Origin of the sequence: Xanthobacter variabilis (genome assembly GCF_043831965.2) — a bacterium.
In the GTDB taxonomy this organism is placed as follows: Bacteria; Pseudomonadota; Alphaproteobacteria; order Rhizobiales; family Xanthobacteraceae; genus Xanthobacter.
Genome location: NZ_CM195533.1, coordinates 940,629 through 966,077 on the forward strand (window position 1 = coordinate 940,629; position 25,449 = coordinate 966,077).

The following is a 25,449-nucleotide window of genomic DNA, read 5'->3' on the forward strand; positions in this document are numbered from 1 at the left end:
GAGCCTCGACTAGGGTCGGTCTGTCTCCACACGGCTTTCACCGATCAATACATACGAGGGCATGCCCTACGCGTCCCCCGGCGCGCCCTTGGGATGCGCATATCTTCTTTCGCTTTCCGGCCTAGCCACGCTCTCGTTCATTGACCCACCGTCACTGGAGAACAGGGCCGCTGGCGCTCACCTGTTCAATCAACGCCAAGCCGGCGGCACAGGTCGTCCAATTGGTCCAGGTTGGAGAACCGAATCCGCAGCTCGCCGCCTTCGCCCCGGCTTTCCAACGAGACATTCAAGCCCAGGCCATCACACAGCCGACGCTCAAGTGCGCGAACATCCGCCGACTTCTCACTCTCCCTCGAGGCCTTGGAGGGACCAGCGGAAACGGGCGGACGGGCCTTCACCAGCGCTTCCACGTCGCGCACGTTCAGCCCTTTTTCGACAACCTGACGCGCGATCTGAGCCGGGTCCTCATGGCCGACCAGCGCGCGCGCATGGCCCGCCGTCAGGCGCCCATCCTCCAGATAGATCTTCACCTCATCAGGCAGCTTCAGAAGCCGGAGCGTATTTGCGATATGGCTGCGGCTCTTACCAATTACCTTTGCAAGATCGCTTTGCGTATAAGCGAATTCAGCCATCAAAGACTCGTAGCCCTGCGCTTCCTCCACCGGGTTCAGATCGGCGCGCTGAACATTCTCGATAATTGCAATTTCGAGAGCTTCCCGATCGGTCAGCTCCAGCACGATCACCGGGACTTCGTGCAATGCCGCCCTTTGCGCCGCGCGCCACCGCCGCTCGCCCGCGACGATCTCGTATGCGCTGAGCCCCGCCAGAGGTCGAACCACGATCGGCTGAATAATCCCCTTTTCACGGATTGATGCCGTCAGGTCTTCCAATCCTTCCTCGAGAAAGGCGCGCCGAGGATTGCGCGGATTGGCCCGCACCTGCTCGATGGGCAGCCGGCGCGGTGGGGCAGCCGGGGCCGGAGCGACCGGCACCGCCTGCGGCTCTGGGTCGTTCATCTCGCCGATCAGCGCGGCAAGGCCTCGGCCAAGCCGAGAGCGCGGTTCATCCGCCATAGCAGCGTTTTCCCCTGTCTTCACGATCACATTCACGCCGCTGCTCGCGCCGCTCGCTCGCGCTGGATCACCTCCGACGCCAACTTCAAATAGGCCTGGGAGCCCGCGCACTTCAGGTCGTAAAGCAGCGCCGGCTTACCGTAGGACGGCGCCTCTGAAATCCGCACATTCCGCGGGATGACGGTATCATATACCTTCTCCCCCATGAACGCCCGGACGTCCTGCACCACCTGATCGGAAAGGTTGTTTCGCCCGTCATACATGGTGAGAACGATCCCGTGGATCACGAGATTCGGATTAAGTCCGGCCCGAACCTGATCCACTGTGGTCATCAGCTGAGACAGCCCTTCCAACGCGAAGAACTCGCACTGCAGGGGAACGACAATGGCATCCGACGCCGCCATGGCATTCACCGTGAGCAGTGACAAGGACGGCGGACAGTCCACGAGAACATAGCTGTAGCGCGGTGCCGAGGGGTCCTCAGCCAGGGCCTGCAGAGCGTTCCGCAGCCGGAACGCCCGATCCCGCGCCGACGCGATCTCAAGCTCAAGACCCGACAGGTCGAGTGTGGACGGGGCCACATGGAGGGCCGGCACTCCGGTTTCCATGATGGTGTCGCGAAAGGACGCTTCCCCTACGAGGACATCATAGGTGGACCTTTGCCGCGCGCGGCGGTCAATGCCAAGGCCCGTGGAAGCATTACCCTGCGGATCCAGATCCACCACCAGAACCTTCTCGCCGATGGCGGCGAGGGCCGTCCCGAGATTGATCGCAGTCGTGGTTTTGCCCACACCCCCCTTTTGATTGGCGAGCGCAAGCACGCGAGCCCGGGGAGGGGAAGAGGACGAAGGGGAAGAAGCGCCAAGATCGCTCATGGGTCGACGATCCTCGATCAAATCGAATCAGATATCAGCAGCGGCAGACCGAATCAGCGGTTCTGCGTGTCCGGCCGAGCGGCGGCGGAAAAGCCTGTTTCGCCCGCTTCAGCCTTAGGTTTCGCACCCTTCACCACCACGATTCTCCCATCGGGATCCGTGTGGCTGGGAGCGAGCTCGACCTCGAGTGTCCAGCCTTTGGCCGCGTCGGTCAATTCGCGCGTTGCATCCTTCCCCTTCAGAAAGACGCCAAGCGCGCCGGCTGCAAGGAAGGGAGCGGCAAGGTCCAGAAGTTTAGGCAGGGGTGCAAGGGCGCGGGCCGAGACAACATCGCAACCCGCGGCGAGCCCAGAGGCCACCTTTTCGATGCGCTGCGCGTGAACCTCGACCGGCAAGCGCGCGAGGCGGCTGGCTTCGCGCAGAAATGCCGCCTTTCTCGTATCGCTCTCAACAAGGTGCACCTGCGCACCCTCACGGTCCGCCAGGACAGCGGCGACAACAAGGCCCGGAAAGCCGCCGCCGGATCCAAGATCCACCCAAATGCGTGCGGTGGGCGGAGCGAGCTCGACCACCTGGAGGGAGTCGGCAATATGCCGGCGCCAGACTTGGGGCAGGGTGGCAGGGGCGACGAGATTGATCGTCCTTTGCCACTTGGTCAGCAGCTCGACGAGAAGCGCGAGTCGCTCGAATGTTTCACGTGAAACAGACTCTCGCACGCGCCGTTGCTGCGCCAAGTCGTCCATGCCGACGTCCTTCTCCCGCGCCAAGCCCTTGCACCTTTCCGTGTGGAACGATTCAGCCGAGATCCTTCACGGCTGCCTTTGCAGAAGACCCCACCCCACGTCTGGCATGTGTCGCCAGCAAGGCGAGCGCCGCCGGAGTCATACCCTCAATACGTCCGGCCTGACCAACTGTGCCGGGGCGCACGCGCGCGAGCTTCTGCTTCAGCTCATTGGATAGGCCTGGCAGCGTGTCATACGCAAGCTCCTCCGGCAGCCGCAGCCCTTCGTCACGTCGCAACACCGCAATATCTGCCGCCTGCCGATCCAGATAGACAGCGTATTTCGCGTCCACCTCAATCTGTTCCGCGATCCCGACATCAAGGCCGCGAAGCTCCGGCCAGATCCCCGCAAGGCGCTTCATGTCCACGTCCGGATACGCCAGAAGGTCGAACGCCGTGCGCCGCAGACCGTCCTTGTTCAGGTTCAGGCCTTGGCGCGCGGCCTCGTTCGGCGTGAGGCTCAGCGATCGTGTGAGATGGAGCCCCTCCGCCAGCCGGGCCTGCCGCGCCGCAAACACGCGCGACCGCTCTTGGCCAACCAGCCCCAGTCGCTCGCCAAAAGCCGTCAGCCTCTGATCCGCGTTGTCGGTCCGCAGCGTCAGCCGATATTCCGCGCGCGAGGTGAACATGCGGTATGGCTCGCTGACACCCCGCGTTACGAGATCATCCACCATCACACCCAGATAGGCCGTCGCCCGGTCCACCTGGATGCCATCCTGGCCGCCCGCGCGCCGCGCGGCATTCAGCCCCGCCAGAAGGCCCTGCGCCGCCGCTTCCTCATATCCGGTCGTACCGTTGATCTGGCCCGCCAGAAAAAGCCCTTTCACCCCCCGCGTCTCGAGGGTGGACGCCAGCTCGCGCGGATCAACATGGTCGTATTCGATCGCGTAGCCAGGGCGCAGCACGCGGACCTGCTCCAGCCCCGGGATCGTCCTCAGAAATGCGTGCTGCACGTCCTCCGGAAGCGAGGTCGAGAGCCCGTTGGGATAAACCGTATCGTCATCCAGTCCCTCCGGCTCCAGGAAGATCTGGTGCCCATCACGGTCGCCGAACCGGACGATCTTGTCCTCAATGGACGGACAGTAACGCGGGCCGGTGCTTTCAATGCGGCCGGAATACATGGCGGATCGAGACAGGTTCGCACGGATCAGCTCATGGGTGTGCGCCGTCGTCCGGGTGATGCCACACTGAACCTGCGGATTTGGAAGCACAGTGGTGAGGGCGGAAAAGGGCTCAGGCGGGTCATCGCCCGCCTGCATTTCGAGGCTTGCCCAATCGACGGTACGCCCGTCGAGCCGTGCCGGCGTGCCGGTCTTCAGACGGCCCAGAGTCAAGCCCAGGCGGGTTAGGGCAGGGGAGAGGCCGAGGGCCGGCTTTTCGCCGATGCGCCCAGCTGGGAAGCTGACATCGCCCATATGGATAAGGCCGTTGAGGAAGGTGCCCGTCGTGAGCACCGCCGCTCCCGTCGTCAGGCGCCGCCCATCCGCGAGCCGCACGGCCACCAGCTGCCCAGCCTGCACCTCAAGATCGTCCGCCTCTCCTTCCAGGATCACCAGACCAGAGGTTTCCCGCAGCGCCTGTTGCATCGCGCGGGCGTACAGCTTCCGGTCCGCCTGCGCCCGGGGGCCCCGCACGGCCGGTCCCTTCCGGCGATTAAGCACCCGGAACTGAATGCCGCCGGCATCCGCCACGCGCCCCATGAGGCCGTCCAGCGCATCGATCTCCCGCACCAGATGGCCCTTGCCGAGCCCACCAATCGCGGGGTTGCACGACATTGCACCGACAGTCCGCGCATCGTGGGTTACAAGCGCAGTCCGCGCGCCGGCCCGTGCTGCGGCGGCCGCTGCTTCGCAGCCGGCGTGGCCGCCGCCGACCACCACCACGTCAAACGTGCTCCCGGCCTCACCAGGCAAGAGAGCGCAGGGCTCGGATTTGTTCATCATGAGTCTTGGAAACGCCGTTGGCAGCTGCGCGTCAAGCGGTCGCTTGATCAAATCCGCATTTGGCGGGGCGTGATGTTTCACGTGAAACAGCCCATGGTCGGCGCCCACGCACTGCTACTTCCCAATACAGAAGGTGGAGAAGATGTGCTCCAGAACGTCCTCAACGTCGATACGCCCGATGGTGCGATCCAGCGCTCGTGCGGCCAATCGCAATTCCTCCGCCTGAAGTTCGTCGCTGACCCAAGGGTTTTCCACCACCGCCCTCAGATAGCCGAGCGCCAAATCCAGGGCACGGCGTTGCCGCTCCCGCGTAATCAATGCCGGCTCGCCTCCAACCAGCGCTTCGAGCAAGCCACAGACGACACCCAACAGAGCTTCGAGGCCGGCTTCCTCATTGGTCGACAGCGCAATCCACCCCGAAGGGCACACGCCCCCAAGATCCATCTTGCTCCGAACCAGAACCGCGTGACCCAGCCCTGGTGGAGGGGGCGCCCCATCATCCGAAAGCCAGAGCACGAGCTGAGCTTCCTCCGCTCGGGCGAGAGCGCGTCGCACGCCTTCGCTCTCCACCTGATCGGCGGTCTCACGCAGGCCCGCCGTATCGAGCAGCAGCACCGATTGGCCGGAAAGCTCCAGATGCACTTCCAGCACATCCCGGGTCGTCCCGGCGATGGGCGAAACGATCGCGACATCCCGTCCCGCCAGCCGATTCAGCAAGCTTGATTTTCCCGCATTCGGCGGCCCGGCGATGGCGATGGTGACCCCATCGCGAACCCGCTCACCCCGCTGCGAATCCCTCAAGGCCGCTTCCATATCCGCGACCACGGGCGCCAGGGCTTGTCGTACATCGTCCTTCAAGCGGTCTTCGACATCGCCCTCATCGGCGAAGTCGAGCCCCGTTTCCGTCATGGCCAGCGCCCAGAGCAGAGCGCCACGCCAGTTTTCCACCCGCCGCGACAAAGCCCCGGAAGCCTGAGCCAGAGCCTGCCGGCGTTGCGCCTCGCTTTCAGCCGCGATGAGGTCGACCAAGCCCTCCACCTCGGATAGGTCCAGCTTGCCGTTTGCATGCGCCCGCCGCGTGAACTCTCCAGCCTCCGCCGGCCGCAAACCTGGCACCGCGGACAACGCCGAAAGAACAGCCGCCACCACCGCACGACCGCCATGCAGATGCAGCTCCGCAATGTCCTCCCCCGTCGCGCTCGCCGGAGCAGGGAAGAAGAGCTGCAAGCCGCGGTCCAACACTTCGCCTCGGCGGGGGTCGCGCAGAGCGCCATAGCGTGCCTGTCGCGCCGCCGGCACTTCGCCACATAGAGCCAGCAGAGCATTCCGCGCAGCAGGACCGGAGATGCGCACCACTGCGACCCCGGAAGGAAGCCGGCCGGACGACAGGGCAAAGATCGAATCGGCCGCCATGGTCCCTCGCTCCAGTTTCAAGAAACACCGAGTAACAGTGCAAAGGGTCGTGCAGCCAGCCGGGATCCGTCGATCGTTCTCGGATCCTGTCCCGCAATGACAACCCTCCGAACCGATCTTCGTCCCGATGACCGCGAACTTGCGTGGCCGCCATGCCGTGACGCTGGGACAACCGCTGAGATCGGCAATGACGGCGGAATGCCCTTCAATTTCCTGATCCGCAGCGGCGATTTTAGGCCATATACCCTCAAATCGAATAAGACCGTCACAGACGGCAATCCTAGTCTCCGCGACGCAGACATCGAATTCGTTGCGACCTTGCCGCCAGAGGCGTTCCTATTCGATCGACTTTTTCGGGTAATGTCAGAAAAACACCCCTATTAGATGCGCCTCCGGTTGTGCTGAGGTGTTTCAGCTCTGCCCGATCTCGCCGTCGCCACCGGGCGCGTATTTGAGCCAGAGTGCCTTCTCCCCCAGCGCCGCGACGAACGCCGCATGCGCTTCGGCTTCGTCCGCGCTCACCCGGGGCGGCAGTGCGGTGGGTCGCGGGCGGGCGGCCTTAGCCTCCACCACCAATCGTGGCGCCTCGCTCTCTTCCTGCACCAGGCCGATAAGACTTGCCTGCCGGCCACCGAGCAACTCGCTATAGACCTCGGCAAGAAGCTCCGCATCGAGCAGCGCCCCGTGCTTCACCCGGCGGGAGCTGTCGATGCCGTAGCGGTTCATCAGGTCGTCGAGCCTGTTGCTCGTACCCGGGTGCTTGCGCCGCGCCAGCGCGAGCGTATCTACAACCCGATCACGCAAAATCGCCGGTCGACCGAGCCGCGCGAGCTCCGCATTCAGAAAGCCGATATCGAACGCGGCATTGTGGATGACCAGCGTGTCGTCGGCGATGAATTCCAGGAACTCGTCCGCCACGGCGGCAAACACCGGCTTGTCCGACAGGAACTCGCTGGAGAGGCCATGCACGTTGAAGGCCTCCTGCGGCATGTCCCGTTCGGGATTGATGTAGACGTGATAGACCGTGCCGGTGAGGATGCGGTTGACCATCTCCACGCAGCCGATTTCCACCAGCCGGTCACCCCCGTTGGCCTCAAGGCCCGTGGTTTCGGTGTCGAGCACGATCTCCCGCATGGTGGTCTTCCTTCGTCAGATCTGCGGCCGACGTCGCCCGGGTCCGCTCAAGGCGCGTATGATGCCCGCCACCTGGTGGCGTGCCGCCTCGAAGCCGCGTCCCGTATCGATGATGAAATGAGCCCGCCGGCGCTTCTCCGCATCGGGCATCTGCTTTGCCAGGATGGCCTCGAACTTTTCCATCGTCATCCCAGGCCGGTCCAGCACACGGCCCCGCTGCACCTCCGGTGGCGCACTCACCACCGCCACCGCATGGGTTCGCCCCACGGCGCCCGTCTCAAACAGAAGAGGAATGTCGAGGACACAAAGCCGCGCGCCACTCTCCCGCGCCCGATCCAGAAACGCCTTCTCCTGCGCCCACACCAAAGGGTGAACGATGGCTTCCAGTCGCGCCATGGCCTGCGGATCGTTCAGAACCCGCCCCGCCAGCGCCGCGCGATCGATGATTCCATCTCGAACCACACCGGGAAACGCGGCCTCGACAGCCTCCACCGCTTCGCCCCGATAGAGACTGTGCACGGCGGCGTCCGCATCATGCACCGGCGCGCCAAGGCTGCGGAACATGGAAGCAGTCGCGGATTTGCCCATGCCGATGGAACCCGTAAGCCCGAGAATCCACATGGCGTCACGCCTCCAACTGGCCCTTCGCCTTCAGGTCCGCCACCAGCACGTCCCGCAAGCCGGACGTGACCTGCGGCCGCACGCCGAACCAGCGCTCAAAGCCGGGAACGCCCTGGTGCAGCAGCATTCCCAGCCCATCCACGGTGCGCAGGCCCCGCGCCTCGGCCGCCTGCAGAAACGGCGTTTTCAAGGGAACGTAGACGATATCCGTCACCACCGCGTCAGCCCGCAGGGGCCGAAGATCAAGATCCAGCGGATCGGAGCCTTTCATGCCGAGGGAGGTGCAATTCACCACCAGATCCGCGTCGGCGAGCGCTCCCCCCACATCGCAAAGCGCCAGCGGCCGCACCCGTCCGCCATAGGGCGCTGCCACCGCCTCCGCCCGCGACAGGGTACGATTGGCGAGCATGATCCGCTCGAAACCGCGACTGACCAACGCGTGGACAACGGCACGGGAGGCGCCGCCGGCCCCAACGACCACCACGCTTCCCCGCCGCCCATCCCATCCCGGCGCACCGGCATCGAGATTGGCCAGAAAGCCATAGCCATCCGTATTGGCGCCATGGAGCCGCCCGCCTTCAAGCCACAGCGTGTTCGCCGCGCCCAGGGCAGCCGCGCTCTCGTCCGCCTCGTCGAGAACAGAGAATGCCGTCTCCTTGTTCGGCAGCGTCACGTTGCAGCCCACATAGCCGCGTTCGCCCAGGCTGCGATAAAAGGCCGCGGCCTCCGCCGGCTGAACCTCTTCGCGGCCGTAGGTGCCATCAATCTTGTAATGGGCCAACCAATAGCCGTGCAGCAAAGGCGAACGGGAATGGGCGATGGGAAACCCGGTAACGCACGCACGAATGGTCACGGCAACATGCCCCGCTCGCGGAAGAAGGGCAGCAGTTGCAGCAGCGGCAGCCCCAGAATGGTGAAGTGGTCGCCCTCCACCTTGGTGAAGAGATGAACCCCCACCGATTCAAGCTGGTAGGCCCCCACCGAGGTCAGCACCCTCTGTCCCGCTGCCGCCAGATAGGTATCCAGCATGTCCTGCGTGAGGGTGCGCATGGTGAGATAAGCGTTCACCACCGTCTCGAACGCCAGCTCTCCATCGATCACCACCGTCACCGCCGAATGCAGCGCATGGGTCTTGCCGGACAGGCTCATGAGCTGGGCCCGGGCGGCCTCCACCGTCTGCGGCTTGTGAAAAATCTCACTGCCAAGAGCCAGGGTCTGGTCGGCGCCCAGCACCACGCGTCCCGGCGCCGCCACCGCGCCAGCCGCGGCCTTCGCCCGCGCCAGCATCAACGCGATGCGGCTGGGATCAAGCTCCCGCGCCTCGGCCTGGAGCGCACGCTCATTGACGTCGATGGACACGGTTTCCACCGGCATTCCGGCATGCACCAGAAGGCTCAGGCGGGTGGCGCTTTTCGAGGCCAGCACCAGCGACTGCTCGCCGCGCCACAGGGTCTTGTTTTCCATTATCTCAGGTCTCGGCGATGGCTCTGCGGCGACGCTCATTGAACAGCGCCAGGATGGTGGCCGCCGTTTCCTCGATGGATCGGCGGGTGACGTCGATGAGGGGCCAGCCGTTGCGCGCGCACAAGCGGCGGCAGAAGGCGATTTCCTCCGAAACTGCCTGCCGGTCCGTATAGGAGGTACCGGTGTCCGCCGCATTCAGCCCCAGAAGGCGGTTCTGGCGGATCTCGACGATGCGCTCCGGGCTCGCCACCAGGCCCACCAGAAGCGGCTTCTTCAACAGCTCCATCCCCGGCGGCAGCGGAACATTCGGCACCAGCGGGATATTGGCGGTCTTGATGCCGCGATTGGCGAGATAGATGGAGGTCGGAGTCTTCGAAGTGCGCGACACGCCCAGAAGGACGACATCCGCATTCTCTAGATCGTCGGTCATCTGCCCGTCATCGTGCATGACGGTGAAATTCAGCGCGTCAATGCGCTTGAAATAGCCCGCATCAAGAGAGTGCTGCCCGCCGATGCGCGGCGTCGGCTCGCCGCCGAGATAGGATTGGAACAGCCGAACGATGGGCGCCATGACCGACAGATAGGGCACGCCCAGGTCCTGGCAGCTCTGCTTGAGCTTGGAGCGGATCTCATTGTCGACCAGCGTGTAGAGCACGATGCCCGGATTGGCCTCGATCTCGCTCAGCACCCGGTCCAGCTGCTTCATGGAGCGGATCAGCGGATAAACATGCTCGATGGCGAGCACGTTCGCATACTGGGCGCAGGCCGCGCGGCCCACGGTGATGAGGGTCTCGCCCGTCGCGTCGGACACCAGATGCAGGTGAAAATAGCTTTCGCTCGGAGCTCTCGTGGGCGTCACTTTATCCACCACCGCTGTGGAAGGCTGTTGAAGAAGGCACGCTCCCTTCGCCGACGCAAGATCGGCCTGGGGAAAGGGGGCATCGCCATCCACATTTCGACTCGAAAGGAGAGATTCAGAACCCCTCCTGTGGGCCAATGTGAATATCCCATGCCACCTCCCGCGTTAATCCTTTGTTAACCGGCCTCCGCCGGCCCTCGCGGGTGCGGCAAATGCGGTATCTGAATCGGGATGGCGTGTGGATTGGTTGTCGATGGCGCTGCGACTGGTTAATCAACCGTAAAGACTCTAAAGACTCTCTCTTTAAATAAGACTCTCATTGATTGTAGGCATGGGATGAGCCGCTCTCCGGCGACGCGATCGCCCTTTCTCGCCGTCCTGGACGGAACTCCGCTGAACCCGCCCCCGCTCTGGATGATGCGACAGGCCGGCCGCTACCTTCCCGAATACCGCGAGGTGCGGGCCATAGCCGGGGACTTCCTCACCCTGTGCTACACGCCCAAGCTCGCCGCCGAGGTGACGCTCCAGCCCATCCGCCGCTACGGTTTCGACGCGGCCATCATCTTTTCGGACATTCTGGTGGTGCCCCACGCGCTCGGCGTCGGCCTCACCTTCACCGCCGGAGAGGGGCCCCGCCTGGAGCCGGTGGACAATGCCGCGCGTATTACCGCCTTGCCCGATCGGCTCGACCCCGCGCGGACCGAGCCGGTTTACGAAGCGGTGGCCGCGGTGCGCGCCGAGCTTCCGCCGGAAGTGGCGCTGATCGGCTTCTGCGGCGCGCCATGGACGGTGGCCACCTACATGGTGGCGGGGCAGGGCACTGCCGACCAGGCGCCGGCCCGGCTATTGGCGCTGCGCGAGCCGGCGGTGTTCCAGGCGCTCATGGACCGGCTGGTGGAAGCTTCCATCACCCACCTGTCGGCGCAGGTGCGCGCGGGTGCCGACGCGGTGCAGATTTTCGACACCTGGTCCGGCGTGCTCGATCCCCTCTCCTTCGAGCTGTGGTGCGTGGAGCCGCTGAAGCGCATCGTTGAAGGGCTGAAGGCGGAGCACCCCCATGTACGGGTCATCGCCTTCCCCAAGGGCGCCAGCATGGAAGCCCTGGAACGCCTTGCCCAGGTGGGCATCACTGCCGTGGGGCTCGACTGGACCGCGGATCGCTCCGCCGCCCGCGCTCGGCTCGGCGCCCGCGTGGCACTGCAAGGCAATCTGGACCCGCTGCGCCTGATCGCCGGCGGCGCGGCCCTGGAGGATGAAGTCCGGCGGATCCGCGCGGATTTTGCCGGCTGCCGTCACATCTTCAATCTCGGCCACGGCATCCGCCCCGAAACCCCGCTCGCCCATGTGGACGCGCTGGTGGCCGCGGTGCGCGCGGCGTCCTGAAGCGCTTCCAAGCGGCGCGGGAGCCGGTTTGCGTGAAGGACACGCGCCGGAACAAACGGATTGATCGCTTCTGCGTTTCCATGAACGGCTGAAGCGGTCTCAGTCGGCCAAGCAATCGAGGAGCAGCCATGCTCTATCTGTGGATCAAGGCCTTGCACATCATGGCCGTCATCGCCTGGATGGCGGCGCTGCTCTACATGCCGCGCCTGTTCGTCTATCACGCCATGGCCCCGAAGGGTTCGGCCCAGTCCGAGACCTTCAAGGTCATGGAACGGCGGCTTTTGAAAGCCATCTCCACCCCCGCCATGGTGGTCACCTGGCTGGCCGGCTTGTTTTTGGCTTATGAGGGGGGCTGGTATACGGACGGCTGGTTCCACGCCAAGCTGGCATTGGTGCTGGCCATGTCGGCGGTGCACGGCTTCCAGGCCCGCTGGGTGCGCGACTTCGCCGCCGATGCGAACCAGCGGCCGGCGAAATTCTACCGCATCGCCAACGAAGTGCCGACGCTGCTGATGATCGGCATCGTCATCCTTGTGGTGGTTAAGCCGTTTTGATGATGCTTTATCCGAAGGAGGGACTTGCACACCGCGCGTGGTGTGCCTATCCTCCCGGTACTTTCCTCAACGCAGGCAAACGCGCTGGCTGAGGCTTGGGTCCTGGGTTCATCCATCGTGGCTCAAGCGCGCGCGTCAGGCGGAAGCCCTCGCTCCGGCGACTCCTGAAGACCTGCGATTCCCCGTTTCCTTCCTCACATGTCTGGCTCGCGGGCCCTCGCGAACCGACTCATCAAGACCTTAATCGAGGCTTTCCCATATGCGGGAAGTAAAACTTCAAGACCTGAAATCCAAAACGCCTGTCGAGCTGCTCGCCTTTGCCGAGGAGAACGAGGTGGAGAATGCGAGCACCCTGCGCAAGCAGGAGCTGCTGTTCGCCATCCTGAAGCAGCTGGCATTGAGCGAAACCGAGATCATCGGCGAAGGCGTGGTGGAGGTGCTGCAGGACGGCTTCGGCTTCCTGCGTTCTCCGGAAGCCAATTACCTGCCGGGTCCGGACGACATTTACGTCTCCCCCTCGCAGATCCGCCGCTTCGGCCTGCGCACGGGCGACACGGTGGAAGGGCAGATCCGCTCTCCCAAGGAGGGCGAGCGCTATTTCGCGCTGCTCAAGGTCAATACGATCAATTTCGAAGACCCTGAGAAGACCCGCCACAAGATCAATTTCGACAATCTCACGCCACTTTATCCCGACGAGCGGCTGAAGCTCGAGCACGAGGATACCGGCGGCGGCAAGAAGGACTTCTCGCCGCGCATCATCGATGTGGTGGCGCCCATCGGTAAGGGCCAGCGCGGCCTCATCGTGGCGCCGCCGCGCACCGGCAAGACGGTGCTGCTGCAGAACATCGCCAAGTCCATCACCGCCAACCATCCCGAATGCTACCTCATCGTGCTGCTCATCGACGAGCGGCCGGAGGAAGTGACGGACATGCAGCGCTCGGTGAAGGGCGAGGTGATCTCCTCCACCTTCGACGAGCCCGCCGCCCGCCATGTACAGGTGGCGGAAATGGTCATCGAGAAGGCCAAGCGGCTGGTGGAGCATGGCCGCGATGTGGTGATCCTGCTGGATTCCATCACCCGCCTGGGCCGCGCCTACAACACGGTCGTGCCGTCCTCGGGCAAGGTGCTCACCGGCGGCGTGGACGCCAACGCCCTCCAGCGCCCCAAGCGCTTCTTCGGCGCCGCGCGCAATATCGAGGAAGGCGGCTCCCTCACCATCATCGCAACGGCGCTCATCGAGACCGGGTCGCGCATGGATGAGGTGATCTTCGAAGAGTTCAAGGGCACCGGCAATTCCGAGGTCATCCTCGACCGCAAGGTGTCCGACAAGCGCGTGTTCCCGGCCATCGACATCACCCGGTCCGGCACCCGCAAGGAAGAGCTGCTGGTTCCCAGCGACACGCTCAAGAAGATGTATGTGCTGCGCCGCATCCTGAACCCCATGGGCACCGTGGACGCTATCGAGTTCCTGCTCGACAAGCTGCGGCAGACGAAGACCAACCAGGACTTCTTCGACTCTATGAACACCTGAGGATTAAGACCTCAGATGAACACCTGGCCGTCCGGCACGGACGCGCCGGGCTGTCGCGAACCAAGGCCGGCCTCGGGATTGTCAACTCCGGACATCCCCCGAGGCCGGCCTTTCGCATTGCGGGGGGAAGACCTATCTTCATCCTCAGAAGCCGGCGTTGCCGGCCCCCCGTTTTTTCAGGATCAGGCCATGTTCATTCAGACTGAAGCCACCCCCAATCCCGCCACCCTCAAGTTCCTGCCCGGCCGCCCGGTTTTGGGCGAGGGCGTGCTTGACGTGCGCAGCGCGGAAGATGCCGGCATGTCGCCGCTGGCGCAGCGCCTGTTCGAGGTGCGAGGCGTGGATGGCGTGATGCTGGGCCCGGATTTCGTGACGGTGACCAAGACGCAGGGCGATTGGCGGCAGATGAAGCCGGCCATTCTCGGCGCCATCATGGAGCACTTCATGTCTGGCGCGCCCATCGTGGCGGAGGGCGTGGCCCTTGACGCCAACGACCACGGCGATGAGTTCTACGACCGCGCCGACGAGGAAATCGTCGCCACCATCAAGGAGCTGCTGGATACGCGCGTGCGCCCGGCAGTGGCCAATGACGGCGGGGATATCACCTTCCGCGGCTTCAAGGATGGCGTGGTGTACCTCAACATGAAGGGCTCGTGCTCCGGCTGCCCGTCGTCCACCGCCACGCTGAAGAACGGCGTGGAAAATTTGCTGAAGCACTTCGTGCCGGAAATCCGCGAAGTGCAGGCGGCCTGAGCGGGCGCGCCGGTATCCTGTTCGCGTCGGAGGGAGCCGGGTGTTGCCGTCCGGCTCCGAAATTAACCTTTTGGCAAGGTGAGCGGGGCGGGTCCCCTTCCGTTTGCGCCGGATTCAGGCAATCGTGGCGGCAAGAGGGGCTTTTGCGTTCATGTTCGTCCTGGCCATAGATACAGCGCTTTCAGCGTGTTCCGCAGCGGTGCTCGACGCCGAGAGCGACAGCATCGTGGCCGGTGATTCGCTGCTCATGGAACGCGGGCACGCCGAGCACCTCATTCCTCTGGTGGAACGGGTGATGGGTGATGCCGGGCTCGATTTCGAGCATCTCGGCCGCATCGCGGTCACCGTAGGTCCGGGCAGCTTCACCGGATTGCGCGTCGGCCTTTCGGCCGCCCGGGGCTTCGGGCTCACCGTGAACCGCCCGGTGGTGGGCGTGACGACCCTTGCCGCGCTCGCCGCGCCGTTCCTGGCCATGGATGATGCCGTGCCGGTGGTGAGCGCCATTGATGCCAAGCATGGCCACGTGTTCCTGCAGATGTTCGGGGTTGGCGGACGAACCCTTATCGCACCCAAGGTGACTTCGGTGCGCGAGGCGGCGCGGGCGGTGGCCATCGGTCCGGCCCGGCTGGTGGGTTCTGGCGCCGCGGTTCTGGCCGAGGCGTGGCCCGCGGGGGAAGCTGCCCCGGTTTCGGTGGATGAGGTGCCCGCTCCCGATGTGGCCTGGGTGGCGCGCCTTGGCGTGGCGGCGAACCCGGAGGCGGCGGAAGCCAAACCCCTCTATTTGCGGCCGCCGGATGCCAAGCCGCAGGACAAAGCCCGCATCGCGCGCCGATAATGTCCCTGATCGACTATTTCTTCCCCGCAACTCCGCCTTCGCTGCGCGCCGCCACGGTGGACGACGCAGCGGACCTCGCGACGCTCCATGGCTCCTGCTTCGCCCAGGGCTGGGCACAGCAGGAGTTCGAGCGCCTGCTGTCGGAGCAGGCCGCCCGCGCCCATGTGGCGAGCGCCGGCGGTCGCGGCGCACTGCTGGGTTTCGTGCTCTCCCATGTGGTGGTGCCCGAAGCGGAGGTTCTCTCCATCGCGGTGACGAGTGACGCCCGCAATCGGGGCCTTGGGCGCGAGCTTTTGGGCTACCACCTCGCGCGCCTCGCCGCGGAAGGCGTGACGACCTCCTTCCTTGAGGTTGAGGAAGGCAACGAGCCCGCGCTAAAACTCTATGCGCGGACGGGTTATCAACAGGTCGGCCGCCGCAAGGGCTATTATCGGGGAACCGACGCCCTGTTGTTGCGGCGCGACTTCTGACGGCTTCGGTCGCAGGCGCATCGCGACGGGCGACACCCTCTTGCGGCAAAGCGTTCGCAGGGCGATAAGGCGTTCATGTCGCGCCGACATCCCGGAGGTGCCGCTTGAGCGGAAAAATCAGTGTCATCGAGGAAGCGTGCCTGGCCAAAGGCATGCGGATGACCGAGCAGCGTCGCGTGATCGCGCGGGTTCTCTCCGGCGCGGAAGATCATCCGGACGTGGAAGAGCTGCATCGGCGCGCCTCGGCCATCGACGACAACATCTCCATCTCCACCGTCTATCGGACGGTGAAGATGCTGGAGGATGCCGGCATCATCGAGCGGCACGACTTCGGCGATGGCCGTGCTCGTTACGAGCAGATGCCCGACGAGCATCACGACCACCTCATCGACATGAAAACCGGCAAGGTGATCGAATTCCGCTCGGAGGAAATCGAGAAGCTGCAGGAAGAAATTGCCCGCAAGCTGGGCTTCAAGCTGCGGGGCCATCGGCTAGAGCTTTATGCCGTGCCGCTGGATGACGACAAATAGAGCGCTTTCGCGCGAAGCGGGGTGTGGATCGCACGGGAAAAACGCGCACTTGACCAAGTTGGAGCAGGGCCCTGCTGCAGTGAAGTCGGGGCTGCTCTCGTGAGTTTTCAGGCAAGCCGAATTGCGGCTTTTGCACCGGGCATTGCAGCGTGATGAAGCGCTGAAACGCCTCTTTCCAGGCGATTCACGCACGCTTCAGGCTGCACCGGCGCGGCGAGGCGAAAATGATGGAACGCAGGCGGGGCCCTTCCGCCGTTGTGCCGCAGGCACTGCCCGAGCTCGATCCACCCGCCCGGGCGCGCCGGAAACGCGAAGGTGTGCCGGATCTCGGCCCGGAATGCCCGATCGCCACGCGGCTGCTGGATGGCCTGCGCATGGGCGCGGTGATGGCCGGCATCGGGGTCGTGACCGCCATTGGCATTCCGCTGCAGTGGCTGTCGCTGCGCCTGGGCCTGCCGAGCCGGCGCGTCATTCCCATGCTCTACCACCGCATGGTGCTGCGGGCCCTCGGCGTGCGGGTCAAGGTGAAGGGCGCCGCGGATCCGCACCGGCCCCTTCTGATCCTGTCCAACCATACGTCCTGGCTCGATATCTCGGTGATCGGGTCGCTGACACCGCTGTTCTTTGTGGCCAAGAGCGAGGTGGCCAGCTGGCCGCTCATCGGGCTGCTGGCCAAGTTCCAACGCACCGTGTTTGTCGACCGGCAGAAGCGACACGCCACCGGTGACGTCAATCGGGAGATCGCCGAGCGGCTGGTGGATGGCGATCCGGTGGTGCTGTTCGCCGAGGGCACGTCCGGCGATGGAAACCGCGTGCTGCCCTTCCGCACCGCGCTGGTGGGGGCGGTGCGCGACGTGTTCGCGACCCATGACGAAGTGGTGGTTCAGCCGCTGGTGGTCGCGTACACGCGGCTGCAGGGGCTGCCTTTGGGGCGCAGCCGGCGTCACCTCGCCACCTGGTTCGGGGATATGGATCTGGCGCCCCATCTGCTCGAGGTGCTCCGCCAGGGGGCCCTCGACGTGGAGGTGACCTTTACGGAGCCGCTGCGGCTCGACGCGAGCCACGACCGCAAGAGCGTGACCCGCGGGGCCGAAGAACAGGTGCGCCGCCAGCTGGCAATGACCCTTGCCGGCCGGGATATATAGACGGCAAAATAAAATCATTTCCTTTGGAAAATGGGGAGCGGCCTTGACCATTCTAGCGGCAGTTGGCCTTGGCTATTGCGCCCGCCACCTCGTCACCACGCGTGGCGCGGCGTTTTCCGATGTCATCGCGACAGCCCGTGGACCGGAAGGCATGGCGCGGATGCCGCGCGATGTGCAGGCCTTCCAGTTTGACGGCGAGACCCTTTCTCCGCAACTGGCGGAAGCGCTCGCGACCGCTGATGTGCTCATCGCCTCGGCGCCGCCCGATGCAGCTGGCGATCCGATGCTCCGCCTGGCTGCCGAAGTGCTGGGCAGCGGCCGCCTGCGGCAGGTGATTTATCTTACCACCCTTGGCGTCTATGGCGACCATGGCGGCGCCTGGGTCGACGAGGCCACGCCCCCGCGCGCGGGCACGGGCCGTCTCGAGCGCCGCCTGCAGGCGGAAGCGGCATGGTTCGAGTTCGGCCGCCGGTACGGCAAGGCCGTGGCGGTGCTGCGTCTCGCGGGCATCTATGGCCCCGGTCGCAATGTGCTTGCGCAGCTCGCGGCCGGAGAGGCGAAAATCATCGCGCGCGCCGGCCAGGTCTTCAACCGCATCCATGTGGAGGACATCAGCCGCGCGATTGAGGCGGTGATGGCGCAAAACTTCACCGGCGTGCTGAACGTGGCGGACGACCTGCCCACCGCGCCCGGTGAACCGGTGATCTATGGCGCGAAGCTGCTGGGGTGCGAGCCACCGCCGATCGTGCCGTTCGAGGAGGCTGCCCGCACCATGTCGCCCATGGCGCTCAGCTTCTGGGGTGCGAGCAAGAGGGTGTCCAATCGGCGGCTGAAGGACGAGCTGGGCGTGGAGCTTGCCTTCCCCACCTATCGCGAAGGGCTCGACGCGCTGGCCGCCGCCGGCGAAGGCCGCGCCGTCTAGGGGCACCTCTGAGGGACGTACGGACCGGTTCGGTGCCTCGATGGAAACCGAAACGGCCTAGATGCGCTCAAACGTCAAATAGCTGGGAATGCGCCCATCCTGGAGGGCTTTCGCCTCGTAGCGGGTGCCGGGCCAGTCGGCATAGGGCTGGGTCCAGTCGGCCGCGGTGCGGGCGGTCCAGCGGAAGGCGCCGTGGGCGCGCACCGTGGCCAGCGTCCAGCCCACATAATCGGTGACGTCGGACGCGACCCGGAACAGGCCGCCCGGCCGGATCACGCGGGCAAGGCGATCGAGATTGTCCGGCCGCACGAAACGGCGCTTCCAATGCCGCTTCTTAGGCCAGGGGTCGGGATAGAAGAGATCGGCGCCCGCGAGCACGCCTGTGGGCAGGCGTTCCAGCAAGAGGGCGGCATCGGCATCGAACAGGCGAATATTGTCGCGCTCGCTCTTCTCCAGATCCACCAGCATGCGCGCCATGCCGTTGATGAACGGCTCGACGCCGAGAAAGCCGGTGCGCGGGCGGCGCGCCGCATGGTCGATGAGATGCTCGCCGCCGCCGAACCCGATCTCCAGCCACAGGTCCTCCGGAACGAAGGGAAACAGGGATGCGGGCCGATCCGCTTCCTCCAGGCTGAAGCGATAGCGGGGCAGCAGGCGGCCCATGGCGTCCTGCTGGGTCGCGCGCAGGGCCTTGCCGATGCGGCGTCCATAGAAGGCGCCGGGGCTCAAGGGGTCGGCGGCGGAGGGGCGGATATTGGGATTGGCCAAGCTGGAGCACTCGTCATGCCGCAGGGCATGGAAGTTTGCGAGGATGCCCGCGGAGCCTCCGTTCGCGACTCCACAAGCGGTCAGGGTTGAAAATAGCACCGCGCCGGTTTCGTTCCCGATGCCTGGGTAGGGCGTTGTGGGGAAGGCGCAACCGCCGGGCTGAAAAGCACATGGCCGGGATGGACCCGGCCATGACACGTTTGGCATCGCGCGCCTGTCACCAGACGCTTCGCGCTCAGGCGAAGGCAGACTTCAGGGCGTCCACGATGTCGGTCTTCTCCCAGGAGAAGCCGCCATCGGCCTCCGGCGGGCGACCGAAATGGCCGTAGGCCGCGGTGCGCGCATAGATGGGCTTGCACAGGCCGAAATGCTCGCGGATGCCCCGCGGACGCAGATTGACCGCCTCGCGCAGAACCGTCTCCAGCTTGGCCTCGTCCACCTGCCCGGTGCCGTGCAGGTCCACATAGACCGCCAGCGGGTCCGACACGCCGATGGCGTAGGCGAGCTGGATGGTGGCGCGATCGGCAAGGCCGGCGGCAACCACGTTTTTCGCCAGGTAGCGCGCGGCATAGGCGGCGGAGCGGTCAACCTTGGTGGGATCCTTGCCGGAGAAGGCGCCGCCGCCATGGGGCGCCGCGCCGCCGTAGGTGTCCACGATGATCTTGCGGCCGGTCAGGCCAGTATCGCCATCAGGCCCGCCGATCACGAACTTGCCGGTGGGATTGACGTGCCACACCGTGTCCTTGGAGATCCAGCCATCGGGCAGGGTCGCGCGGATGTAGGGTTCGACGATGGCGCGCACGTCCTGAGAGGACAGGTGCTCATCCAGGTGCTGGGTGGAGAGCACGATCTGCGTCACGCCGGCGGGCTTGCCGTTCTCGTAGCGCACGGTGACCTGGCTCTTGGCATCCGGGCCCAGCGCGGTGGTGGCACCCGAATGGCGCGCTTCCGCCAGGGTCTTCAGGATCTTGTGGGCGTAATAGATGGGAGCGGGCATCAGCTCCGGGGTCTCACGCACGGCGTAGCCGAACATGATGCCCTGGTCGCCGGCGCCTTCGTCCTTGTTGCCGGCGATGTCCACGCCCTGGGCGATGTCGGCCGACTGGGAGTGCAGCACCACGTCGATGTCGGCGGTCTGCCAGTGGAAGCCGGCCTGCTCGTAGCCGATGTCGCGGATGGCAAGGCGCGCCACATGGGCGATCAGGTCATGGGTGATGGAGGCCGGGCCGCGGGTTTCGCCGGCAATCACCACCTTGTTCGTGGTCGCGAGGGTCTCGCAGGCGACACGGACCTGGGTGGGATCAAAGCCTTCCGCTTCGGCAGTTCGGAAGAACGTATCCACCACCTCATCGGAGATGCGGTCGCACACCTTGTCCGGATGGCCTTCGGAGACGGATTCACTTGTGAACAGGTAGGATTGACGCGCCATGTTTCGGCCTTTCTTGCGCCCGCACCGCGTTACGGGTGTTGCTTTTCGCAACGCGGCGGGGTGCGGTCAAGATCACCGAGGGAACAGCGTTCGTCAAATCGAACGTCAGCCTTCCGCCTCGCCAGCGATGGCGATGACGAGATCCACGATGCGGCGACGAACGCGGGCATCCTGGATGCGCATGAAGTTGCGGGTAAGGGCAAGTCCATCCGAAGTGGCGAGAAAGTCCGACACGTAAGCGGGGGACTGGGCCTCCGCAAAACCGTCGGGTTCCGGCCCCACGGTGGGAGCTCCCTCGAAAAAGAACGCCACGGGCACGCCCAGCACTATGGAGATCTGCTGCAATCGGCTCGCCCCGATGCGGTTGGTCCCCTTTTCGTACTTCTGAATCTGCTGAAACGTGATGCCGAGGTGCTCACCCAGTTTCTCTTGGCTCATGCTGATCATCATGCGACGCATGCGTACACGTGAGCCAACATGCTTATCGATAGGGTTCGGCGCCTTCTTGGCCATGGTCTCTCCGGCTATGTCGGAAAAGAGTATTGTTACTTCGCGATGCGAAGGCTGCCCTGATTGAGCGCGAACATAGGCATACAACGGGTGAGCGTCGATCAACTTTTGCGTGTAATACGCCTCGCAAGAGGTAATAGCGCAAGGAGAAGACTGAAAAATTGCACCCAAAACAGGAACGATCCTGCATGCAGTGCAGCAAGGGGAACCGTTTCCAGCGGTTGGGGCAACGGCCCGTCCACCACCACCCGCTCGCCCAGTGCTCCGTATGCGACGATTCGCCCCACTGGGTCGACGATGGCGGAAATGCCCGTATTGGCTGCGCGTACCAGAGGCAGGCCTTCCTCAACCGCGCGCAACCTTGCCTGGACAAAGTGCTGGTAGGGTCCCGGCGTGGTGCCGAACCATGCATCATTGGTCAGATTCAGCAGCAGACGTGGTCTTTTGCCTTCCGGAATCACGTTTCCAGGAAAGATAATTTCATAACATACCAGCGGCGCTGCGAGGGGCAGGCCGGGGACCTCCAGCGCCCGCAGCGACGCCGCGGAGGAAAATCCGCCGCGCACACGCGTGAGTTGTTCTATTCCTAAGCTCTCCAGGACATCCTGGAACGGCAAGTATTCACCGAACGGAACGAGGTGGGACTTGTCGGTGCTCAGCAAGACGTTCCCGTCATGGTCGATCACGCGGACAGAATTGAAGAAGGGCGAATGCTGGCCCCTGGGCGGGGCGCCATAACGCACGGCGCCGGTCACCAGCGTGACATTCTGCGGCAGGGTGGCTGCAATCGCCGCGCCGGCCCACGGCTCGCGTTCATAGATGAAGGGCAGGGCGCTTTCGGGCCAGATCAGCACGCTCACGTCCTTCAGTCCGCCCGGATAGGTGGGCGAGGCCTCCGCGCTCTGCTGCAGGTAGCTCGCGAAGATCTCCTCGCGGCGTCCGTAGTTGAATTTCTGGTCCTGCGGCAGGGCCGGCTGCATGATCCGCAGATGCGCATCCGCGACAAAGCGGCTGGGGTTGGCGTTGAGGCGCGCCTCGCCCCACACGGCGGCACCCGCGATCACCAGCGCCGCCGCGGCGATGCCCATGAGGTTCCGGCGCCCGCCAGCAAGGCCAAGAACAGGTGTCGACAGCAGCAGCAGGGCGAAGAAGGTGAGCCCGTAAACGCCGATGAGCGACGCGCTCTGCATCAGCGGCAAGGATTGCGCGAAGGCGTAGCCGAACGTGTTCCAGGGAAACCCGGTGAGCACGTGGCCTCGCAGCCATTCGGCAGCTGTGAACGCGAAGGCGAACGCAAACAGCCGCAGCGGCCCGTGCGACCACAGCAACCGGGCCACGACCGCGCCGAACGCGGTGAACAGGCCGAGCCCGGCCGGCATGGCGAGCACCGCGAATGGCAGCAACCAGGCGAACACGTCCGCTTCCACCAGGAAGGCGGCGCCGATCCACCACAGGGAGGCCAGGAAATAGCCGAAGCCGAATGCCCACCCCACGGCGGCGGCCGTCCGCAGGCGCGCCCATGGACCGCCCTGAATGCCGTCAATCATCAACACCAGGGCCGGGAAGGCGAGGGCGAGCACGGGCCACAGCCCGAACGGCGGCATGGCCAGGGCGCCGCTGGCCCCGGCGGCCATCGCCGCCAGCAGGCGCCGCCAACCGCTCAGGTCGCGCAGGCTCCGCAGGCGTTCGGCAAGACGCCCGCGCCAGCTGCGCGCGCGAGGTGACCCCAGAGGCGCGGCCGTAGAGGTGGATGTCATGGGAGACCCTGAATGGGCCGCAGGCGCGGCGTGGAAGCCGGCGGCGATGGCTTCAGCCAACCCCGCCGGGCTGCCGCCGCCGGTTATGCCTCTCCGGCGGCGACGGTGTCTTCAGTGCCGCTCGATTTTGGCGGCGGAATGATGCGGAGCTTCTTCACCCGGCGCGGGTCGGCCTCCACCACTTCCAGTTGGTACTGCCCGGGCAGGGTGATGACCTCTCCCGTTTCGGGAACGCGCGCAGCCAGGCGCACCGCCAGGCCGCCCATGCTGTCGACCTCCTCCAGCTCGTCTTCCGAGGCGAAGCCGGGGCCCAGGACCTCGACGATGGATTCAAGCGGGGCACGGGCATCGACCAGATAGCTGCCGTCCTCCTGGGCTTCCAGAAGGCTCTCGGCGGCCTCGTCGTGCTCGTCCTCGATCTCGCCGACAATCTCCTCCACCACGTCCTCGATGGAGACGAGGCCGTCAGTGCCACCATATTCGTCGATGACGAGGGCGAGGTGGGTGCGCGCGGCCTGCATGGACACCAGCAGGTCCACCGCCGGCATGGAGGGCGGCACATAGAGCAGGCGGCGGGTGAGGCCGGCCTCTTCCAGGGTGCTGTCGAGATCGACACTGGACAGGTCCAGCTTGGCGCCGGGCGGGCTCGAGGTGATGCCGCTGGCCAGGAAGCCGATCAGGTCGCGCAGATGCACCATGCCCACCGGATCGTCCAGTGTGTCGTCATAGACCACCAGCCGGGAATGGGCATCTGAGACGAACACCTTCAGGAGCTCGCCCAGGGAAATGTCCTTGCGCACGGCGACGATCTCGGCGCGGGGCACCATGATGTCGCCGATGCCCACTTCCTTCAGGTGAAGGATGTTGCGCAGCATCTTGCGCTCAGCGGGCGTGAATTCGCTCTCCTCCCCGGGTGCGCTCGACGCGTCCAGCACCTCCGTCAGGTCAGTGCGGAGCGAACCGTGCGGTCGGAACGTGCCGAGGAGGGCACGCAATCGATCGAGAAAACTTTGCGGCTCCGAGGAGCTGGTCTCGGTCGGTTGGTCGGTATTGGCCATGGCCTCTCTTCAGCTTCAGCCACCGTCCTGCGGCAGGCGATAGGGATCATCGATCCCAAGCCCGGCGAGGATCTGGCGCTCCAAGCCCTCCATTTCTTCTGCTTCGTCGTCTTCGAGGTGATCATACCCTAGCAAATGCAGGGTCCCATGCACCACCAGATGGGTGAGATGGTGCGCGATGGGCTTTTGTTCCAGCTCCGCCTCGCGCTTCAGCGTTTCATAGGCAACGATCACGTCGCCTAGGGGCTGGGCGGCCTCGTCAAGGTCCTCCGGCAGCTCGGGTGCCGGGAAGGAGAGCACGTTGGTGGCCTTGTCGATCTCGCGCCACTCGCGGTTCAGCACCTGGATGTGGGCGTCGTCGGTGAGGGTGATGCTCATTTCCGCCGGGGAAGGCACTTCCTCACTCACGGCCGCGAGGGCCGCCAGCGCGGCGCCCACGGCGATGCTCTCGGCGTCGGGCAGCTCGGACCAGAGGGCGGCTTCCACCTGCACGTCAATTTCGATGGCGTCGGGGGGCAGGGCTGCGGCCGTGAGCGTGGTGTCGTCCGGCATGGCTCAGCCCTCCGCGCGCAGGCTGCGCTGCGCGCCCGCCTGTTCATAGGCGGCGACGATACGCCCCACCAGCTCATGGCGCACCACGTCCTCGGCCTTGAAGGTGCACACGCCCACCCCTTCCACATTGCCGAGCAGGCCCACCGCCTCGGCAAGGCCCGAGGTTTGGGCGCCGGGCAGGTCGGTCTGGCTGGGATCGCCGGTGACGATCATGTGGGAGTTCTCACCCAGGCGGGTCAGGAACATCTTCATCTGCATGGAGGTGGCGTTCTGTGCCTCGTCCAGGATGACGGCGGCGTTGGAGAGCGTGCGCCCGCGCATGAAGGCGAGCGGCGCGATCTCGATCTCGCCCGATTGCAGCGCCCGCTCCACGAACGGCCGGTCCATCAGATCATAGAGCGCGTCATAGATGGGGCGCAGATAGGGGTCCACCTTGTCCTTCATGTCGCCGGGCAGGAAGCCGAGCCGCTCGCCCGCCTCCACCGCCGGCCGCGACAGGATGATGCGGTCCACCATGCGGCGTTCCAGGAGGTGCACCGCATAGGCCACCGCGAGCCAGGTCTTGCCGGTGCCCGCCGGGCCCACGCCGAACACCAGGGTATGCCGCTTGAGCGCGCGGATATAGGCATCCTGCGCGGGCGTGCGGGCGCGCACCGGGCGGCGGCGCAGCTGGATCTCGTCAAAGGTCTGGCGCTGGGCGGCGGGGTCGAAATCGAACAGCGAGCCCTGGGACGTGACCTCGCGAATCGCTCCGTCCACATCGCCCTGGGAGATGTCGCGGCCCTTCTTCAGGGCGTCGTAGAGGTGCTCCAGAACCGCTCTGGCCTGTTCGCAGCCTTCCTGGCCCCCTTCGAGGGTCACGTGGTTGCCGCGCGAATCCGCCTTAACGCCCAGCTTGCGCTCAAGCAAAGCGAGGTTGCGGCCATAATGGCCGAAGAGCTGGGTCGCCAGCCGGTTGTCATCGAAGGCGAGCACCACATGGGTGGGGGTCTCGTCTTCCCTCAGGGCCCAGGGGGCGGTCACCGCCGCGCGGGCGGGGCCGGGCGCGGGTCGGTCCGGACGATCACGGTCGCTGCCGGGTCTGCGCAA

Annotated in this window: 26 protein-coding genes; 9 read left to right on the top strand and 17 right to left on the bottom strand. The window is 65.2% G+C overall.

The annotated features are described in order from the left end of the window. Nucleotides 1-185 precede the first annotated feature (185 nt). The 10 genes from V5F26_RS04090 to V5F26_RS04135 all read right to left on the bottom strand — a co-directional run bounded on the left by V5F26_RS04090 (nt 186) and on the right by V5F26_RS04135 (nt 10,163). On the bottom strand, nt 186-1,073 hold the full coding sequence (locus tag V5F26_RS04090; RefSeq protein WP_394947883.1) for a ParB/RepB/Spo0J family partition protein: 888 nt from the start codon (nt 1,071-1,073) through the stop codon (nt 186-188). A gap of 32 nt (nt 1,074-1,105) precedes the next feature. Continuing rightward, nucleotides 1,106-1,948: a ParA family protein gene (locus V5F26_RS04095; RefSeq protein WP_234052823.1), complete on the bottom strand. Its 843-nt coding sequence runs from the start codon at nt 1,946-1,948 to the stop codon at nt 1,106-1,108. A 53-nt stretch (nt 1,949-2,001) separates the two neighbouring features. Further along, nucleotides 2,002-2,691 carry a 16S rRNA (guanine(527)-N(7))-methyltransferase RsmG gene (gene rsmG, locus V5F26_RS04100; RefSeq protein ID WP_394947856.1) on the bottom strand — a complete coding sequence of 230 codons (690 nt, stop codon included), beginning with the start codon at nt 2,689-2,691 and terminating at the stop codon, nt 2,002-2,004. 52 nt (nt 2,692-2,743) lie between these two features. Beyond that, the gene (gene mnmG / locus V5F26_RS04105) at nt 2,744-4,669 is read right to left on the bottom strand and encodes a tRNA uridine-5-carboxymethylaminomethyl(34) synthesis enzyme MnmG (protein WP_394947882.1); all 1,926 of its coding nucleotides are present in this window, start codon (nt 4,667-4,669) and stop codon (nt 2,744-2,746) included. A 117-nt stretch (nt 4,670-4,786) separates the two neighbouring features. Further along, entirely contained in the window at nt 4,787-6,085 is a 1,299-nt protein-coding gene (mnmE, locus tag V5F26_RS04110; protein WP_394947855.1) for a tRNA uridine-5-carboxymethylaminomethyl(34) synthesis GTPase MnmE, read from the bottom strand. Nucleotides 6,086-6,496: 411 nt separating this feature from the next. Then, on the bottom strand, nt 6,497-7,219 hold the full coding sequence (gene dnaQ, locus V5F26_RS04115; protein WP_394058351.1) for a DNA polymerase III subunit epsilon: 723 nt from the start codon (nt 7,217-7,219) through the stop codon (nt 6,497-6,499). 15 nt (nt 7,220-7,234) lie between these two features. After that, a complete protein-coding gene (gene coaE / locus V5F26_RS04120) occupies nt 7,235-7,840 on the bottom strand; it encodes a dephospho-CoA kinase (protein WP_394947854.1) in 606 nt (201 codons plus the stop codon). Nucleotides 7,841-7,844: 4 nt separating this feature from the next. After that, nucleotides 7,845-8,693 carry a shikimate dehydrogenase gene (locus V5F26_RS04125; protein WP_394947853.1) on the bottom strand — a complete coding sequence of 283 codons (849 nt, stop codon included), beginning with the start codon at nt 8,691-8,693 and terminating at the stop codon, nt 7,845-7,847. Further along, the gene (locus V5F26_RS04130) at nt 8,690-9,304 is read right to left on the bottom strand and encodes a Maf family protein (protein WP_234052817.1); all 615 of its coding nucleotides are present in this window, start codon (nt 9,302-9,304) and stop codon (nt 8,690-8,692) included. The genes V5F26_RS04125 and V5F26_RS04130 overlap by 4 nt, the downstream gene beginning before the upstream one ends. A 4-nt stretch (nt 9,305-9,308) precedes the next feature. Further along, nucleotides 9,309-10,163 (bottom strand): pyruvate, water dikinase regulatory protein, encoded by an 855-nt coding sequence (locus V5F26_RS04135; protein WP_234052816.1) that lies wholly within the window; start codon nt 10,161-10,163, stop codon nt 9,309-9,311. Between the two features lie 336 nt (nt 10,164-10,499). Between V5F26_RS04135 and hemE the strand changes: the two genes are divergently transcribed. From hemE to V5F26_RS04180, 9 genes are all read left to right on the top strand, one after another. Continuing rightward, a complete protein-coding gene (gene hemE, locus V5F26_RS04140) occupies nt 10,500-11,546 on the top strand; it encodes a uroporphyrinogen decarboxylase (protein WP_394947852.1) in 1,047 nt (348 codons plus the stop codon). A 128-nt stretch (nt 11,547-11,674) separates the two neighbouring features. Next, the gene (gene hemJ / locus V5F26_RS04145) at nt 11,675-12,100 is read left to right on the top strand and encodes a protoporphyrinogen oxidase HemJ (RefSeq protein ID WP_234052814.1); all 426 of its coding nucleotides are present in this window, start codon (nt 11,675-11,677) and stop codon (nt 12,098-12,100) included. A gap of 259 nt (nt 12,101-12,359) precedes the next feature. Continuing rightward, entirely contained in the window at nt 12,360-13,631 is a 1,272-nt protein-coding gene (gene rho, locus V5F26_RS04150) for a transcription termination factor Rho (RefSeq protein WP_234052813.1), read from the top strand. A 189-nt stretch (nt 13,632-13,820) separates the two neighbouring features. Beyond that, a complete protein-coding gene (locus V5F26_RS04155; protein ID WP_234052812.1) occupies nt 13,821-14,384 on the top strand; it encodes a NifU family protein in 564 nt (187 codons plus the stop codon). Between the two features lie 151 nt (nt 14,385-14,535). Next, nucleotides 14,536-15,219 carry a tRNA (adenosine(37)-N6)-threonylcarbamoyltransferase complex dimerization subunit type 1 TsaB gene (gene tsaB, locus V5F26_RS04160; protein ID WP_234052811.1) on the top strand — a complete coding sequence of 228 codons (684 nt, stop codon included), beginning with the start codon at nt 14,536-14,538 and terminating at the stop codon, nt 15,217-15,219. Beyond that, nucleotides 15,219-15,689, top strand: coding sequence for a GNAT family N-acetyltransferase (locus V5F26_RS04165; RefSeq protein ID WP_394947851.1), 471 nt, complete (start codon nt 15,219-15,221; stop codon nt 15,687-15,689). The genes tsaB and V5F26_RS04165 overlap by 1 nt, the downstream gene beginning before the upstream one ends. Nucleotides 15,690-15,847: 158 nt before the next feature. Then, nucleotides 15,848-16,219 carry a Fur family transcriptional regulator gene (locus V5F26_RS04170; protein WP_394947850.1) on the top strand — a complete coding sequence of 124 codons (372 nt, stop codon included), beginning with the start codon at nt 15,848-15,850 and terminating at the stop codon, nt 16,217-16,219. Nucleotides 16,220-16,443: 224 nt separating this feature from the next. Continuing rightward, on the top strand, nt 16,444-17,364 hold the full coding sequence (olsA, locus tag V5F26_RS04175; protein ID WP_394947849.1) for a lyso-ornithine lipid O-acyltransferase: 921 nt from the start codon (nt 16,444-16,446) through the stop codon (nt 17,362-17,364). A gap of 43 nt (nt 17,365-17,407) precedes the next feature. Continuing rightward, complete coding sequence (locus V5F26_RS04180; protein ID WP_394947848.1) at nt 17,408-18,286, top strand: NAD-dependent epimerase/dehydratase family protein; 879 nt, start codon at nt 17,408-17,410, stop codon at nt 18,284-18,286. A 57-nt stretch (nt 18,287-18,343) separates the two neighbouring features. Here the strand turns inward: V5F26_RS04180 and trmB are convergent, their stop codons facing one another. The 7 genes from trmB to V5F26_RS04215 form a co-directional block, all read right to left on the bottom strand. Then, the gene (gene trmB, locus V5F26_RS04185; protein ID WP_394947847.1) at nt 18,344-19,054 is read right to left on the bottom strand and encodes a tRNA (guanine(46)-N(7))-methyltransferase TrmB; all 711 of its coding nucleotides are present in this window, start codon (nt 19,052-19,054) and stop codon (nt 18,344-18,346) included. Between the two features lie 235 nt (nt 19,055-19,289). Further along, nucleotides 19,290-20,483, bottom strand: coding sequence for a methionine adenosyltransferase (gene metK / locus V5F26_RS04190; RefSeq protein WP_234052806.1), 1,194 nt, complete (start codon nt 20,481-20,483; stop codon nt 19,290-19,292). A gap of 105 nt (nt 20,484-20,588) precedes the next feature. Next, a complete protein-coding gene (locus tag V5F26_RS04195; protein ID WP_234052805.1) occupies nt 20,589-20,996 on the bottom strand; it encodes a helix-turn-helix domain-containing protein in 408 nt (135 codons plus the stop codon). Between the two features lie 98 nt (nt 20,997-21,094). Beyond that, entirely contained in the window at nt 21,095-22,810 is a 1,716-nt protein-coding gene (lnt, locus tag V5F26_RS04200; protein ID WP_394947846.1) for an apolipoprotein N-acyltransferase, read from the bottom strand. Between the two features lie 23 nt (nt 22,811-22,833). Beyond that, nucleotides 22,834-23,808: a hemolysin family protein gene (locus V5F26_RS04205; RefSeq protein WP_234052803.1), complete on the bottom strand. Its 975-nt coding sequence runs from the start codon at nt 23,806-23,808 to the stop codon at nt 22,834-22,836. A gap of 15 nt (nt 23,809-23,823) precedes the next feature. Then, on the bottom strand, nt 23,824-24,360 hold the full coding sequence (ybeY, locus tag V5F26_RS04210) for an rRNA maturation RNase YbeY (protein WP_234052802.1): 537 nt from the start codon (nt 24,358-24,360) through the stop codon (nt 23,824-23,826). A 3-nt stretch (nt 24,361-24,363) separates the two neighbouring features. Next, nucleotides 24,364-25,449 carry a PhoH family protein gene (locus V5F26_RS04215; protein ID WP_509210538.1) on the bottom strand — a complete coding sequence of 362 codons (1,086 nt, stop codon included), beginning with the start codon at nt 25,447-25,449 and terminating at the stop codon, nt 24,364-24,366.